9 protein-coding genes are annotated in these 16,556 nt (G+C 64.0%); 7 read left to right on the top strand and 2 right to left on the bottom strand.

Annotated elements, in window-relative coordinates; genetic code table 11:
* Window positions 1-14 precede the first annotated feature (14 nt).
* A complete protein-coding gene (locus JQ580_RS17695; protein WP_212281705.1) occupies window positions 15-509 on the top strand; it encodes a gluconokinase in 495 nt (164 codons plus the stop codon).
* 24 nt (window positions 510-533) lie between these two features.
* A complete protein-coding gene (locus JQ580_RS17690; RefSeq protein ID WP_212281335.1) occupies window positions 534-1,346 on the top strand; it encodes an HAD family hydrolase in 813 nt (270 codons plus the stop codon).
* 4 nt (window positions 1,347-1,350) lie between these two features.
* On the opposite strand, the gene JQ580_RS17685 is transcribed toward JQ580_RS17690, so the two are convergent.
* Both JQ580_RS17685 and malQ read right to left on the bottom strand, forming a co-directional pair.
* Window positions 1,351-3,150, bottom strand: a complete 1,800-nt coding sequence (locus JQ580_RS17685) for a glycoside hydrolase family 15 protein (RefSeq protein ID WP_212281334.1) — start codon at window positions 3,148-3,150, stop codon at window positions 1,351-1,353.
* A gap of 30 nt (window positions 3,151-3,180) precedes the next feature.
* Window positions 3,181-5,142: a 4-alpha-glucanotransferase gene (malQ, locus tag JQ580_RS17680; protein WP_212281333.1), complete on the bottom strand. Its 1,962-nt coding sequence runs from the start codon at window positions 5,140-5,142 to the stop codon at window positions 3,181-3,183.
* Between the two features lie 201 nt (window positions 5,143-5,343).
* Here malQ and JQ580_RS17675 point away from each other — a divergent pair, with 201 nt between their 5' ends.
* Genes JQ580_RS17675 through treZ form a run of 5 tightly spaced genes read left to right on the top strand, consistent with a single transcriptional unit; the run spans window position 5,344 to window position 16,556 of the window.
* Entirely contained in the window at window positions 5,344-7,290 is a 1,947-nt protein-coding gene (locus JQ580_RS17675) for a maltotransferase domain-containing protein (RefSeq protein ID WP_212281332.1), read from the top strand.
* An 11-nt stretch (window positions 7,291-7,301) separates the two neighbouring features.
* Window positions 7,302-10,595 carry a maltose alpha-D-glucosyltransferase gene (treS, locus tag JQ580_RS17670; protein WP_212281331.1) on the top strand — a complete coding sequence of 1,098 codons (3,294 nt, stop codon included), beginning with the start codon at window positions 7,302-7,304 and terminating at the stop codon, window positions 10,593-10,595.
* Window positions 10,588-12,726 carry a 1,4-alpha-glucan branching protein GlgB gene (gene glgB / locus JQ580_RS17665; protein ID WP_212281330.1) on the top strand — a complete coding sequence of 713 codons (2,139 nt, stop codon included), beginning with the start codon at window positions 10,588-10,590 and terminating at the stop codon, window positions 12,724-12,726. The genes treS and glgB overlap by 8 nt, the downstream gene beginning before the upstream one ends.
* Window positions 12,727-12,729: 3 nt before the next feature.
* Entirely contained in the window at window positions 12,730-14,808 is a 2,079-nt protein-coding gene (gene glgX / locus JQ580_RS17660; RefSeq protein WP_212281329.1) for a glycogen debranching protein GlgX, read from the top strand.
* Window positions 14,805-16,556, top strand: a complete 1,752-nt coding sequence (gene treZ / locus JQ580_RS17655; protein ID WP_212281328.1) for a malto-oligosyltrehalose trehalohydrolase — start codon at window positions 14,805-14,807, stop codon at window positions 16,554-16,556. Before glgX ends, treZ begins: the two co-directional genes overlap by 4 nt.

The following is a 16,556-nucleotide window of genomic DNA, read 5'->3' as shown; positions in this document are numbered from 1 at the left end:
GTGCATTGATCGTGATGGGCGTGTCGGGTTCGGGCAAGAGCACGGTTGCTGAAGCACTCGGCGAGCGGCTGGGCTGGCGCTTCGAGGACGGCGACAGCTTTCATCCCGCCAGCAATGTCGAGAAGATGAAGGCCGGTCACCCCCTGACTGACGACGACCGCTGGCCCTGGCTCAATGCCATCGCCGACGAGATCGCGCGGGTCTGCAACGAAGGCGGGCATGTCATCATCGCCTGCTCGGCCCTGAAGCACACCTATCGCGACGTCCTGCTGCGCGGACGCGACGACGTCCGCTTCGTGTTCCTGAAGGGCACCAAGGAGCTGATCGCCGAGCGGCTCGCGCGCCGCAAGGGCCATTTCATGCCGCCAGGGTTGCTGACCAGCCAGTTCGACACGCTGGAGCCGCCGGAAGCGGCCGAGCACGTCATCACCGTCTCGATCGACGAAACCGTCGAAGCGATCGTGGATGGCGTGGTACGGCAATTGAAGCTTGGCGGGACGAAGCGCTGAGACCTCGAAAGTGAAAGTCCTGTCATGACGCAAATCTCCCTCGTGGTGTCCGACGTCGACGGCACGCTGCTGACCAAGGACAAGACGCTGACGGATCGCGCGAGGTCTGCAGTGCAGCAGTTGCACAGGGCCGGTGTCGGCTTCACCATCACCTCCAGTCGTCCCGCGATCGGCATGCGCTTCCTGATCGAGCCATTGGCGCTGTGGCTCCCGGTCGGCCCGTTCAACGGTTCCTCGATCGTCGATCCCGAGATGAAGCCGGTCGAACAGCACCTGATCCCCGCAAGTGCCGCCGAGCGCGCCTTGCAGATCCTGCGCGAGTTCGGCGCCGACATCTGGCTATTCACCTACGACAAATGGCTGATCGACAACCCCAGCGGCAAATACGTCGCGCATGAGCAGCACACGATCCGCTCCGACCCCACCATCGTGACGGACTTTTCTCCTTACCTGTCGAGCGCCTGCAAGATCGTCGGCGCCAGCGCCGATGCGGCAGGCCTGGAGGCTTGCGAGAAGGCGATGCAGCAGGCGCTCGGCAGCGAGGCCACCGCGGTGCGCTCGCAGACCTATTATCTCGACATCACTCCGCCTAACGTCAACAAAGGCACCTTCGTGCAGGCGATGGCCAAGCGCCTCGGCATATCTACCGATGCGGTAGCCACCATCGGCGACATGCAGAACGACCTTGCGATGTTCCGCGTCAGCGGCACCTCCATCGCCATGGGCAACGCCACCGACAGCGTCAAGGACCAGGCGACCCACGTCACGGCAAGCAACGAGCAGGACGGATTTGCCGAGGCGATGGAGATGATCCTGAAGCGGAATGGCGTCGCTTAAGTCCCTACTTCGACCGTTGCACCGCCGGCTTATCGCACTCCTGCCGCGCCGCCGACAGATTATGCGCGGTGTTGATCAGCGCGATGTGCGTCAGCGCCTGCGGGAAATTGCCGGTCTGGCGCCGCGCGACTGAATCGTATTCTTCGGCCAGCAGCCCAACATCGTTGGCGATGCCGATCACACGATCAAGCAGCACTTGCGCCTTGTCGAGACGGCCGGCCAGCACATGGGCGTCGGCAAGCCACAGACTGCAGGCCAGAAACGCGCCCTCGATCGGTTGGGTCTCCGCGGAGACCTCGCGCGGATCATGGCGCAACACGAAGCCATCGCGCATCATGTATTGTTCGACCGCGGCGATGGTGCCGCGGATGCGCGGATCGTCGGGCGGAAGGAAGCCGACGGCCGGCAGCAGCAGCACGCTGGCGTCCAGCATTTTCGAGCCGTAAGATTCCACGAAGGCATTTTCCTCGGCGTCGAATCCCTTGTTGCAGACGTCGCGGTGAATTGCTTCGCGCAGGGCGCGCCAGTGCAGCAGTGGTGCCTTGAAGCCGAAGGTCTCGGCGCTCTTGATGCCGCGGTCGAATGCGACCCAGGTCATCACCTTGGAGAAAACGTAATGCTTCGGCTCGCCGCGCCGCTCCCAGATGCCCTGGTCGGGCCGATCCCAGACTTCGGCGAGATGCTGGAGCACGGCGCATTCCAGCGCCCAGGTCTCCTCGTCGAGCTCGAGCTTGGCCATGCGCGACTGGTGGAAGGCGTCGATCAACTCGCCATAGACGTCGAGCTGAAGCTGCGCATGCGCGGCGTTGCCGACGCGGACCGGCTTTGCGCCCTCGTAGCCGTCGAGCCAGCCGGCCTCCCATTCCAGCAATCGCCGCTGGCCCCAGATGCCGTACATGATCTGCATGTTCGCCGGCGCGCCGGCCGCCGCGCGCAGCAACCAATTGTGCCAGGCCAGGGCTTCCTCGGTATAACCCGAGTTCATCAGCGCCAGCAGCGTGAAGGTGGCATCGCGCAGCCAGCAGAAGCGATAGTCCCAGTTCCTGGCCCCGCCGAGCTTTTCCGGCAACGACGTCGTCGGCGCCGCGACGATGCCGCCGGTCGGGGCGAAGGTCAGCGCCTTCAGCGTGATCAGCGAGCGAAGCATGAGATCCTGATACTCGCCATCGTGGGTGCAGCGGCTGCACCATTCGGTCCAGAATTTTTCGGTCTCCTCGAGCGCGATCTTAGGGTCGATCGCTTCAGGGGGATCGAGATGCGAAGGGCCGTAGGTCAGCACGAACGGCACGGTTTCGCCCGCCTTCACTTCGAAGTCGGCGACCGTGGTCAAGTCCTCGCCGCGGGTCTTCACCGGCGTCCGCAGCACCGTCATGTCCTGGCCGGCCACTGCCAGCAGCGAATGATCGATCCGTCGCACCCAGGGAATGTCCACGCCGAAGCCGAAGCGGATCACGAGCTCCATCCGCATCTTCACCGTGCCGCTGACGCCGCGGACCAGCCGCACGATATCGGACGCCTTGCCGCGCGGCGGCATGAAGTCGATCAGCGCGACGGTTCCACTCTCAGTCTCGAAGCGTGTTTCGAGGATGAGAGTGTGGCCGAGATAGCGGCGCGCAATTTTCGTGACGTCCTCGCCAGGGGCGACCAGCCACCGGCCGTTCTTGTGGGTGCCGAGGATGGCGGCAAAGCAGGCGTCGGAATCGAAGGCGGGCCAGCACAGCCAATCGATCGAGCCGTCGCGCCCGACCAGCGCCGCGGTCTCGCAATCGCCGATCAGCGCGTAGTCTTCGATTCTCTGGGTCAATGTCTCTCGAGCCTGGAAATCCCCGCCCGATCAACTCCCGCCATTCAGCGAACGTTCCCGCGTCGCCGCTCGCAAGGCCGTGAGGTCGACCTTCGAGGCGATCTTGTCGAGCGCGACGGGAAGTCGCTGGCGCCAGTTCGGATGCTCGTCGATCGTGCCGGGGATGTTGGGCTGGTCGAGCACGCCGAGCAGATCCTCCATTGACACCGCCAACAGCCGCGACGGCGTGCGCGACAGGAAGGCAAGCACCGAATAGAGGTCGTTGGCGGTAATGCCGTTCTGGCGCAGGATCTCGTCGAGCATGCCGAGCGCATCCCAGCGGTCCTGCTCGTTCTCGCCGGGATCGAGCCCGAGCGAGCGCTTTACCCTGAGATCGCTGAAAGAGCGCCAGCCTGCATAAGTGCACAGGTCGTGAGTGTTCAGCGTCACCAGCGCATTGGGTCGGTAGAAGTCGCTGGTGCGGAAATGGCCGGCATCGTCCCGCTCGAACATCATGACGAGATAGGACCAGATGCCGAAATCCTGCATGGTCTCGCGGAAACCTTCCGGCACCGTGCCGAGATCCTCGCCGATCACGATGCACTTATGCGCCACGCTCTCGCGCGCGATGGCGCCGAGCAGGGCCTCGAACGGCATCTGCACATAAGCGCCGTTGTCGGGCTTGAAGCCGCGCGGCACAAGATAGAGCCGCTTCAGGCCGAGGACGTGGTCAATCCGGATGGCGCCGGCATGGCGCATCGAGGCCGCCAGCATATCGGCGAAGGGCACGAAGGACTGCGCTTCCAGGCCACCGGCATTGAAGCCGGCGAGACCCCAGTCCTGACCGGCGGTGTTGAGCACATCGGGTGGCGCGCCGACCGCGAGATGACGCGAGATCGCAACCTGCTCGTTCCAGGCATCAAAGCCGTTGGACTGCACGCCGACGGCGACGTCGAGGTACAATCCGACCCGCATTCCGAGTTGGCTGGCAAGCTCCTTGGCCGCATGCAATTGGCTGTCGGCCGTCCATTGCACGAATTCGACGAACTCGACCTCGCGCTTGTCGGGACCGTTTCGCAGCTCCGCGCATCTGGCGTCGTCCGGCTGCTGCCATTCAACCGGCCATTCCCACCACGGCGACACGAAACGGTGGCGCAGCACCTCGAAGCAGGCGAAGCGGGACAACAGCGGCGCGCGGTCGGCACGGAATGCGTCGAACTGATTGCGGCGGACGCCGCTCGCCTTTGTCAAAAAAGCTTCAAAGGCGGCGCGCAAGGCCCGCCATTTCAGCGCAGCCATATCGGCGTAGGGGACCCGGTCGCCCTCGCGCAGCCGCGCAGCGGTCGCCGCGGCATCCGGTACGAGGTCTGCCGCGAATTCGGGGATCGCCTCGACGTCGATATAGAGCGGGTTGAGAAACAGCCGGCTGTTGGGGGAATAGGGGCTGCAATCGGCCGGATGGTCATCGAACAGGATATGCAGCGGATTGAGTCCGACGCCGTCTGCCCCAAGCTGCTTGGCAAGCCGGACGAGGCCGGCCAGATCGGTGAAATCTCCGATGCCCCAATTCCGGTCGGAGCGAATGCTGTAGAGCTGCACGGCGAGCAGCCAGCCACGGTCAAAATCACCGCCGTACGCCCGCTCGGGCGCCACGATCATCGGGACTTCTTCCGTCGCACCTTCGGCGTCGGTCAATGTCAAGCGGTGGTAACCGAGCGGCAAGTCAGAAGGCCAAGCGATCACGGGCTCGCGCGTCTCGCCTTGCGCGATCACCTTCGCGTTGCCGGTGATTGTCCATTTGAGGGGCACCCGGCCGGTGGCCGCCAGTTCGGTCCGCGAATGCCTCAAGGCGCGAAGCACCACCGGGCCCTCGACGAAGCGATAGACCCGCTTTTCAGGCAAGGCCTCGAGGATGGATTTGAGGGCCACGGGATCGGTGACCCGCAGCTTTCCGAGGGCATCGACGAATTCGGATTGAACGCCCTTGATCTGGGCTTGAGTTAAAAGATCCATTCGGCACGCAGCTTGCAAGCCATTGTCTGGCCGGGGGCATCGATTCTAGAGGTCGCGGAAGAGCTTAGTCGGGGTTAAGTCGCGAGCCGCGCCTGCCGTTCCCTTGGGAACCAATGACACACAAGCGGCTTTCTATTGTGGTACCAAGCGTGGTTCCCGGCAAGGGAAACGGGCTCCTGCTTTCTTGTCAATGGCATCACCGTGAACAAGACAATTCAAACTGTCGAGAGCGCCGCTGCCGGCAGCGCTTTCCTCATCGAAGACATCTATCCCCTGATCGATGGCGGCCGCTTCGCGGTGAAACGGATCGCGGGCGAACGGGTCGAGGTTTGGGCGGATATCTATCGCGACGGCGACGCCGTTGTCGGAGCCGCGCTGATCTGGCGACAGGAGCAGAACCGGGAATGGCGGAGCGAGCCGATGATCCATCACGGCAATGACCGCTGGTCCGCCGCATTCACGCCGGTCGAGCCCGGCCAGTATTTTTATGCGATCGAGGCCTGGACCGACGAATTCGCAACCTGGTCGCACGGGGTCGCGCGCAAGCAGCGCATGGGAGCTGATGTCAGCCTGGATGCCATCGAGGGGGCCGGACTCCTGACCAAGGCGCACGGCGCGCGACAGGACGCCGCGACCGTCATTGTCAGGCAGTGCGAGGATTATCTTCAGACTGGCGATGTCGCCCCGCTGCTTGCGGCCGAGCTCGGCAATGCCATGGCTGAGAGCCAGTCCCGGCCCGACCTGACCCGCTCGCAGCCCTTTCCGCTGACCGTCGACCGCGACAAGGCGCGCTTCGGCGCCTGGTACCAGATGATGCCGCGCAGCCAGAGCCCGGTCACAGGCCAGCACGGCACGCTGCGCGACTGCATCGCGCGCGTGCCTGATATCGCCGCGATGGGTGTCGACGTCCTCTATCTTACGCCGATCCACCCGATCGGCCGCACGCGTCGCAAAGGCCGCAACAATGCGCCGGTAGCGACTGAAGGCGATCCCGGCTCGCCCTACGCGATCGGCTCCGCCGAGGGCGGCCACGATGCGCTGCATCCCGAGCTCGGCACCATCGAGGACTTCCGCGCGCTGGTCGCAACCTGTCTCGAGTATGGCCTCGAACTCGCGCTCGACTTCGCCGTGCAGTGCTCGCCTGACCATCCCTGGCTGACGCAGCATCCGGAATGGTTCAAATGGCGACCGGACCGCTCGGTGCGGGCGGGCGATGGCCCTTATTCGGATATCGTGATTCCCGATTTCGCATCGGTCGATCGGGCTGGACTGTGGAATGCGTTTCGCGACGCCATGCTGTTCTGGATCGACCATGGTGTCACCATCTTCGCCATCGACAATCACGACACCGCCCCCTTCCCGTTCTGGGACTGGCTGATCCGCGACATCCGCCGCCGGCATCCCGAGGTGATCCTGTTCTCGAAGACGTTTGCCCGGCCGAAACTGATGAAGGGCCTCGCCAAGCTCGGCTTCGCACAGTCGTTCACCTATTTCCCGTGGCGCACGACGAAATGGGAGCTGGAGCAGTATCTTGGCGAGCTGACGCGCTATCCCGAGCGCGACTTCTATCGCCCCAACCTGTTCGTCAACACGCCCGACCTGCTGCCCTATCATCTCCAGGGCGGCGAAGCCTGGGCCTTCAAGTCGCGCGTTGCGCTGGCGGCGACGTTGTCGGGCAGTTACGGTCTCTATAGCGGGTTCGAGCTGCTGGAACACGAGGCGATCCCCGGCCGCGAGGAATATCTGGATTCCGAGAAGTACCAGATCCGGCAACGCAACTGGGACCGGCCCGGCAACATCAAGTCCTACATCGCCGTGCTTAACCGCATCCGCAACGACAATGCCGCACTCCAGCAGACGGCGAACTTGCGCTTCATCGGCATCGAGGACGACGAGACGATCGCCTTCGTCAAGGATGCTGCCGATCCCGCCAACACCGTCGTGATCGCGATCGCCCTGTCGCGCCATGTGCGCGAAGTCTGGCTGCCGCTTGGAGAGGTCAGTGTTGCCGCCAGCGGTCAGCGACACCATGTCACCACACTCGAAAATCTTGTCACCGGCGAACAGTCCCGCATCGAATGGGGCGGGATCAGGTTGCGTATCGATCCCGACCGCGATCCCGCGCTCTTGTTCCGCTGCCTGGCGTAAAGGTTCACGCCATGAATGTTCTGTCTTCCGTCGACACCAATAAAGCCGAGGCTGCCGAGATCGTGGACGAGCTCTGGTACAAGGACGCCATTATCTATCAGCTCCACGTCAAGGCATTTGCCGACAGCAACAATGACGGCATAGGCGATTTCGCCGGCCTGACCGAGAAACTGCCCTATCTGCAGGAGCTCGGCGTCACCGCGCTTTGGCTGTTGCCGTTCTACCCCTCGCCCGGCCGCGACGACGGCTACGACATCGCCGACTACGGCTCCGTCAATCCCGATTTCGGGACCATGAAGGATTTCAAGCGCTTCATCCAGGAAGCGCAGAAGCGCGGACTGCGCGTCATTACCGAGCTCGTCGTCAATCACACCTCGGACCAGCACAACTGGTTCAAGCGCGCGCGTCGCAGCCCCGCAGGCTCGAGCGCCCGTAACTGGTATGTCTGGAGCGACACCGACCAGAAATACCAGGGCACGCGGATCATTTTCACCGACACGGAAAAGTCGAACTGGACCTGGGATCATGAGGCCGGCGCGTTCTACTGGCACCGCTTCTTCTCGCACCAGCCGGACCTCAATTTCGACAATCCCCGCGTGGTCAGCGCGCTGATCCAGGTGATGAAGCGCTGGCTGGACGCCGGCGTCGACGGCTTCCGGCTCGATGCCATCCCGTATCTCTGCGAACGCGACGGCACCAACAACGAGAACCTCCCGGAGACGCACGCGATCATCAAGCGACTGCGTCAGGAGCTGGATTCCTACTCCAAGGGCAAGCTGCTGCTGGCCGAAGCCAATCAATGGCCAGAGGACGTGCAGGAATATTTCGGCCGTGGCGACGAATGCCACATGGCCTACCACTTCCCGCTGATGCCGCGCATCTACATGGCGATCGCGCAGGAGGACCGCTTCCCGATCACCGACATTCTGCGCCAGACGCCCGACATTCCCGCAAGCTGCCAATGGGCGCTGTTCCTGCGCAACCATGACGAGCTGACGCTGGAAATGGTCACCGACGTCGAGCGCGACTATCTCTGGACCACTTACGCCAACGACCCTCGCGCCCGCATCAATGTCGGCATCCGCCGGCGCCTTGCGCCGCTGATGGACAACGACCGGCGCAAGATCGAACTGATGAACTCGCTGCTGCTGTCCTTTCCCGGTACGCCGATCATCTATTACGGCGACGAGATCGGGATGGGCGACAACATCTATCTCGGCGACCGCAACGGCGTGCGTACGCCGATGCAATGGAGCCCGGACCGCAATGGCGGCTTCTCGCGCTGCGACCCGGCGCGACTTTACGCGCCGCTGATCATGGACCCGGTCTACGGCTACGAGTCGGTGAACGTCGAGGCGCAGTCGCGCAGCCTGTCCTCGTTGCTCAGCGCCACCAAGCGGCTGATCTCGGTGCGCAAGTCGACGCTCGCTTTCGGCCGCGGCACCATGACCTTCATCCGCCCGGCCAACCGCGCCGTGCTCGCCTATGTCCGGCAATATCGTGACGAGGTGATCCTGTGCGTCGCCAATTTGTCGCGCGCAGCGCAGGCCACCGAGCTCGACCTGTCACCCTGGAAGGACCGCATTCCCCAGGAGATGCTCGGCCGCACCCGCTTCCCCGCGATCGGCGAATTGCCCTACATGATCACGCTGGGGCCCTACGGCTTCTACTGGTTCCAGCTTCAAGAGCGCGACAAGTCCGAGCCGGTGACGCCGCGCGCGGTGCCGGAGTTCGAGACTCTGGTGGTGCCTGTGAATTCCAACTGGGTGTCGCTCGCCCGCGAACGCGGCGTGTTCGAACGCGACGTGCTGCCGGGATTCCTGTCGCGTACGCGGTGGTATCCCGAGCACAATCCGAAGCACATCAAGACCACGCTGACCTCGGCGGTTCCATTCTGCGACATCGGCGACAACAGGCCCTGGATCGCATTCTTCCAGGCAACAGAGCAGGACGCCTCGTCGCGCTACGTCCTGCCGATGCAGATCGAGTGGGTACGCTTCGACCGCGAGCGCTTCAATCCGAGGGCGCTGGCCGCCGTGCGCCAGGGCGCGCGCGAAGGCACGCTGCTCGACGTCGCCACCGACCAGATCTTCATCGGCCTGTTCCTCCGCAACCTGTCGCAGAACCTGGTGGTGGATGAGAACAATATGCGGCTTGAGTTCAAGGCAACCAGCCGCTTCGCCGATTACACCATCAAGGAGCCCGAACGCATCCGCGCGATCGAGCAAGCGAACAGCACCGCGCTGGTCGACAACCAGTACGTGGCCAAGATCTATCGGCAGCTCGAAAGCGGCATCAATCCCGAGATCGAGATCGGCAACTATCTTACCGAGGTCGCGCGCTTTGCGAATACGCCAGCGCTGCTCGGCAGCGTCGAGCTGGTCGAGGGCGACCAGCGCAGCGCGCTCGGCGTGATGCATGCCTATGTCGAGAACCAGGGCGACGGCTGGGCCGTGACCACGGGCTATCTCGATCGCTATATCGACGAGCAGCGCGTGCTGTCGGCAGGCGAAGCGCCCCGCGAGACCCAGGAGCAAGCGCCTTACCTGCACTTCCTCGCGCAGATCGGCCGCCGGCTCGGCGAGCTGCATGTTGCCCTGGCGGCGGCAAAGCCGGACGATCTCGCCCCCGAGCCGATCGGCCCTGCGCACGTGAAGCGACTTGTGTCCGACCTAAAGGCGCGGGCCGAGCGGGTTTTCGAAAGACTGGCCGACGGCCGCGCCGACCTGCGGGAAGCCGACCGGCCGCTGATCGAGCAGCTCGCCGCCGCACGCGCATCCCTGCCCGACCACCTGGATGCGCTATTGCCTTCGGGGATCGGCGGGCTGAACATCCGTCATCATGGCGACTTCCGCCTCGGGCAGACTCTAATCGTGAAGGATGATATCTTCATCATCGACTTCGACGGCGATCCGCGCCTGCCGCTGGCCGACAAGCGGCGGAAGCTGCCTGCCGCGCGCGACGTCGCCGGCTTGATCCGCTCGATCGACCTTTCGGTCAACGCGGCACTGAGCCGCGCGCTCACGGGTGCCTCCGACGAGCAGGGCCGGATCACAGCCGCGCTCGACGAATGGCGCGAGCGGGCCGCCGCGACCTTCCTGTCCGCCTATCGCGAAGCCATGACCGACCGACGGCTGTGGCCGGAGGATCGGAAATCCGCGGAAGGCCTGTTAAGGTTCTTCCTGCTTGATCACGCGTTCAATGAAGTAGAGTACGAGCTGTCCAACCGGCCCGAGGGGCTCCATGCGCCGCTGACCGGACTGCTTCGCATTCTGTCCAGCACCGGGAGCGAAGCCCATGCCTAAACTACCTGCCGAGGCCTATGCGATCATCGAGGGCCGCCACTCCGACCCCTTCCACTATCTCGGGCTGCATCCCGAGGGCGATAAAAGCGTGGTGCGTGCCTTTCTTCCCGAGGCCTCGAATGTCGAGGCGGTCGGCGAGCATGGCGAAGTCGCGCCGCTCGACCGCGTGCATGATGCAGGGCTTTTCATCGGAGCCCTGCCCAATGGCTCGAAGCACTATCAATTGCGCGCGAAATTCGCGGGCAATGTCGTCGAGTTCGAGGATGCCTACCGGTTTCCGCCGATCCTGACCGATTTCGACCTGTATCTGTTGGGCGAAGGCACCGATCAGCGCCTCTACGACAAGCTCGGGGCGCATCCCATGCGGCTCGAAGGCGTGGATGGCATCGGCTTCGTGGTGTTGGCGCCGAACGCGCGGCGCGTGTCCGTGGTCGGAGATTTCAATTTCTGGGACGGGCGGCGCCATCCGATGCGGGTGCGCGGCGCCGGCTATTGGGAATTGTTCGTTCCGCATGCCAAGGCCGGCGACCACTACAAGTTCGAAATCATCGGCCCGCACGGTCATCTGCTGCCGCTCAAATCCGATCCGATGGCATTTGCGAGCGAGGTCCGTCCGAAGACGGCCTCCATCGTGTTCGACGAAGCGCATTTGCCGCGACCGCGTCCGTCGCCGGACGGCATCAACGCGCTGTCTGCGCCGATGTCGATCTACGAGGTCCATCTCGGCTCGTGGCGTCGGAAGAACGGCGATGAATGGCTGACCTATCGCGAGTTGGCCGAGCAGTTGCCGGCCTATGCCCGTGACATGGGCTTTACCCATCTCGAATTCCTGCCCGTGAGCGAGCATCCCTTCGACGGATCCTGGGGCTATCAGCCGACCGGCCTCTATGCCCCGACCAGCCGCTTCGGCACGCCGGAGGATTTTTCCGCCCTCGTCGATGCCTGTCACCGCGAGGGTGTCGGCGTACTGCTCGACTGGGTGCCCGGTCACTTCCCCGACGATCCGCACGGCCTCGGCAGCTTCGACGGCACCGCCCTCTACGAGCACGCCAACCCGCTGCAGGGCCGCCATCTCGACTGGGGCACCTTGATCTACAATTACGGCCGCACCGAAGTGACGAACTTCCTGGTGTCGAACGCGCTGTTCTGGATGGAGCGCTATGCCATCGACGGCCTGCGCGTCGATGCCGTCGCATCCATGCTCTATCTCGACTATAGCCGGCCGCCCGGCGCCTGGATTCCGAACCAGTATGGCGGCCGCGAAAACATCGAGGCGATCAACTTCCTGCGCCGCTTCAACACCGAGGTCTTCGCACGCTTCCCGCAGGCGACCACGGCAGCCGAGGAGTCCACCGCCTGGCCGCAGGTCTCCCGCCCGGTCGAATTTGGCGGGCTCGGCTTCGGCTACAAGTGGAACATGGGCTGGATGCACGACACGCTGAACTACATCAGCAAGGACCCGATCCATCGCAAGCACCACCACGGCGACATCCTGTTCGGCCTGCACTACGCCTTTTCGGAAAACTTCATCTTGCCGCTCTCACACGACGAGGTCGTGCACGGCAAGCGCTCGATCCTCGGCCGCATGCCCGGCGACGAGTGGCAGCGCTTTGCTAATTTGCGCGCCTATTACAGTTTCATGTTCGCCCATCCCGGCAAGAAGCTGCTGTTCATGGGCGCGGAAATCGCCCAGAGCCGCGAATGGAATCACGACCAGTCGCTCGACTGGCACCTGCTCGAATACAAACCCCATTCCGGCATCCAGTCGCTGATCCGCGACCTCAACCGGGTCTATCGCGCGGTGCCGGCGCTGCACCAGATGGACTGTGACCAGGCCGGCTTCGAATGGGTGATCGCCGACGATGCCAACCGCAACGTGTTCGCCTGGTTGCGCAAGGGCTTCGACGACCGTTCGCGTTGTCTGGTGATCGTCAACTTCTCACCCAACGTCTATCACGACTATCGCGTGCGCGCACCCTTTGCCGGTAAGTGGAAGGAGGTGTTCAATTCGGACTCCGCCCATTACGGCGGCACGAATGTCGGCAATATCGGCGAAGTCCAGGCCGCCGACGGCGAGCTTCGTCTCACCATTCCGCCGCTCGCCGCGATCTTCCTCGTTCCGGAAAGCTGAGACATGCGCCTGACTGCCGGATCGCCTGCACGTCTCGGCGCAAGCTGGGACGGACGCGGCACCAATTTCGCGCTGTTCTCGGCCAATGCGCGGAAAGTCGAGCTATGCCTGTTCGACAGCCAGGGCCGCCGCGAGCTCGAGCGCGTCGAACTTCCGGAGCGCACCGAGGACGTCTGGCACGGCTACCTCAACGACGTCTCGCCCGGCCAGCTCTACGGCTACCGCGTGCACGGCCCTTACGAGCCCGAACACGGCCACCGGTTCAACGCCAACAAGCTGCTGCTCGATCCCTATGCCAAGCGTCTCGCCGGGCGGCTGGTCTGGAGCGATGCGCATTTTGCCTACCGCACCGGGAGCCCGCGCGAGGATCTGTCGTTCGACCGCCGCGACAATGCCCGCGGCATGCCCAAGGGCGTCGTGGTCGACGAGACCTTCAACTGGGGCCGCCGCGAGATCCGCCCCAACATCCCTTGGGAAGACACCGTCATCTACGAGGCGCACGTCAAGGGTCTGACCCAGAAGCGCGACGACGTGCCGCCGAACCTGCGCGGTACCTATGGCGGGCTGTCCTCGCCGGCGATGATCGAGCACCTGAAGAAGCTCGGCGTCACCACGGTCGAGCTGCTGCCGGTGCACAGCTTTGTCGACGACCGCATCCTGGTTGAGAAGAAGCTCGCCAATTACTGGGGCTACAACACGCTCTCTTTCTTCGCGCCCGAGGCGCGCTACGCCCAGGACAACGCGCTCGACTCCTTCCGAACCACAGTGGCGCGGCTGCACGATGCAGGCATCGAGGTGATGCTCGACGTCGTCTACAACCACACCGCCGAAGGCAACCATCTTGGCCCGACGCTGTGCTACCGCGGCATCGATAACGCATCCTACTACTGGCTCAATCGCGAGAACCCGCGCTATTACGACGACTTCACCGGCTGCGGCTCGTCGGTGAACCTCACCCATCCGCGCGTGCTGCAGATGGTGATGGATTCCTTGCGGTACTGGGTCGAGGTCTGCCACGTCGACGGCTTCCGCTTCGACCTCGCCACAACGCTCGCGCGCGGACCGAACGGTTATGATCGCGGCAGCTCGTTCCTGACCGCGATCCGGCAGGATCCAGTGCTGGCGACAGTCAAGCTTGTCGCCGAGCCGTGGGACCTCGGCCTCGGCGGTTACCAGGTCGGCGCATTCCCCTCGCAATGGTCGGAGTGGAACGATCGCTATCGCAGCGCCATGCGTCGCTACTGGAGCGGCGAAGGCAGCCTGATCGGCGACATCTCCAGCCGGATGACGGCGTCCTCCGACCTGTTCAACCACGATGGCCGGCGGCCGCGCGCCAGCATCAACCACATCACCGTCCACGACGGCTTCACGCTCGCCGACCTGTTCAGCTACAACGAGAAGCACAACGCGGCCAACGGCGAGGACAACCGCGACGGCTCCAACGACAACCACAGCAACAATTGCGGCGTCGAGGGCCCGACCGACGATCCGAAGATCCTCAGCCTGCGCCGCCAGCTTCGCAAGAACGTGCTGGCCTGTCTGATGCTGGCGCAGGGTGTTCCGCTGATCCTCGCCGGCGACGAAGTCGGTAACTCGCAGTCAGGCAACAACAACGCCTATTGCCAGGACAACGAGATCGGCTGGGTCGGCTGGGACAATCTCGGCAAGGAGGGCGACGACATGGTCGATTTCGTCAGCCATCTCGCCGACATCCGCCGCCGTTTCTCGCAGCTTCGCAGCCATCGCTGGCTCGACGGCCGTCCGGCCGACGGCGTGTCCTACGGCGCATTGTGGCTCACACCTGCGGGCGACGAGATGACGGAGAACGACTGGAAATTCCCGGAAGGGAGATTCCTCTCCTACGTGGTGGGGCCGGCGGAACCGGGCGGGGCCGCAATCTTTATCGTACTGAACGCCGCCCCCGAAGAGATCGCATTCAAATTGCCCAAAATGACCGAATACAAAGGTTGGCAGCAGATCTTGAACACGACGGATGCCAAGCTGAATACGATCGACTTTCCGCCCGGCAGCGACAGCAAGGCGCCGCCGCGCTCCGTGCTCGCCTTCGCGGGGGCGCTATGAGACCGTCCTTCGGGGCGAAGCCGACGAAGGACGGCGTGTCATTCCGCCTCTGGGCGCCTGCCGCGCGCCGCGTCGACCTTCTGCTCGAACGCAGACACGCGATGCAGCGCCGGCAGGATGGCTGGTACGTGGCGGAGATTTCCGGACTGACCGCCGGAAGCGCCTACAAGTTCAGGATCGACGATGAGATCGACGTGCCGGATCCCGCTTCGGCTTTCCAGCCTGAGGATGTGTTCGGTCCGAGCGAAGTCATCGATCACGACGCCTTTGCATGGCGTGCGCGCGATTGGCGCGGCCGTCCCTGGGAAGAGACTGTCCTGATCGAGGCGCATGTCGGCACGTTCACGCCGGAAGGTACCTACCGCGCCATGATCGACAAGCTCGATCATCTCGTCGCAACCGGCATTACCGCGCTGGAATTGATGCCCCTGGCCGATTTCGCCGGCCGCCGCGGCTGGGGCTATGACGGTGTGCTGTGGTATGCGCCCGACAGCGCTTATGGCCGGCCCGAAGACCTGAAGACGCTGATCGATGAGGCGCATCTGCGCGGGCTGATGGTCTTCCTCGACGTCGTCTACAATCATTTCGGCCCCGAGGGAAATTATCTCGGCCGCTACGCGCCGGCCTTCTTCACGGATGCGCACACGCCCTGGGGCAGCGCGATCGATTTCCGCGTGCCGCAGGTGCGCGCCTTCGCGGTGGAGAACGCACTGTCCTGGCTCACCGACTATCGCTTCGATGGCCTCCGGCTCGATGCCGCCAACCATATCGTGGCGATCCCCGGCGAGGTATCGATGCTGCACGATCTCAGCGCTGCCGTTGGAGAGCTTTCGAAGGCGACAGGCCGACACATCCATCTCGTGCTGGAAAACGGCGACAATCGCGCCAGCCTGCTCGACGCGGCGCAGGAGCCCCCGAACGGGAAATATCGGGCGCAGTGGAACGACGATTATCATCACGCCTGGCACGTGATGCTGACCGGCGAACTCGCAGGTTACTACGCCGATTATCAAACGCCGCGGCTCGATCTCGCCCGCGCGCTGGCCTCCGGCTTCGTCTACCAGGGCGAGATTTCGGAGTTCTGGGGCAAGAAACCACGCGGCGAACCGAGCGGCGAGCTGCCGCCGGCGACCTTCGTCATTTTTTTGCAAAACCACGACCAGATCGGCAACCGCCCACTCGGCGATCGGCTCGAAAGCCTGGCATCGCCGCAGCAGATCGAAGCGGCGCTCGCCGTGACCCTGCTCGCACCGATGGTGCCGATGCTGTTCCAGGGCGAGGAATGGGGCTCGACTGTGCCGTTCCCGTTCTTCTGCGATTTCCAGGGCGGCCTTGTCGATGCCGTGCGCAAGGGGCGCCGGCAGGAGTATGGCTGGGCCTACGAGAGATACGGCGACGAGGTGCCGGATCCTCTCGATCCGGCCACGCCGCGATCGGCGGTGCTCGACTGGACCGGCCGCACGCAGCAGCAGACCGCGCGGCTCGCACTGGTGCGGGAGTTGCTCGCGCTTCGCCGCAAGGAAATCGTGCCCCGGCTGAAGGGCGCAAGCTTCGGCGACGCCGAGGCGGCCGACAACGGCCTGCTCACCGCGCACTGGCGCATGGGCGATGGTACCGAGCTGCGACTGACCGCCAATCTCTCGGATCACGAGATCGCATCAAGTGCCAACACAGCCGCGCCGATCTGGGGCGGAGAGACCGGCGGCCGGCTGCCGCCCTGGTCGGTCATCTGGCGTCTCGGAGAATAG

This window comes from Bradyrhizobium sp. SZCCT0148, from assembly GCF_018129985.1.
Classification (GTDB): Bacteria; Pseudomonadota; Alphaproteobacteria; order Rhizobiales; family Xanthobacteraceae; genus Bradyrhizobium; species Bradyrhizobium japonicum_H.
Note: the sequence above shows the minus strand (reverse complement) of the source record. Positions and strands in the feature narration are given on the sequence as shown.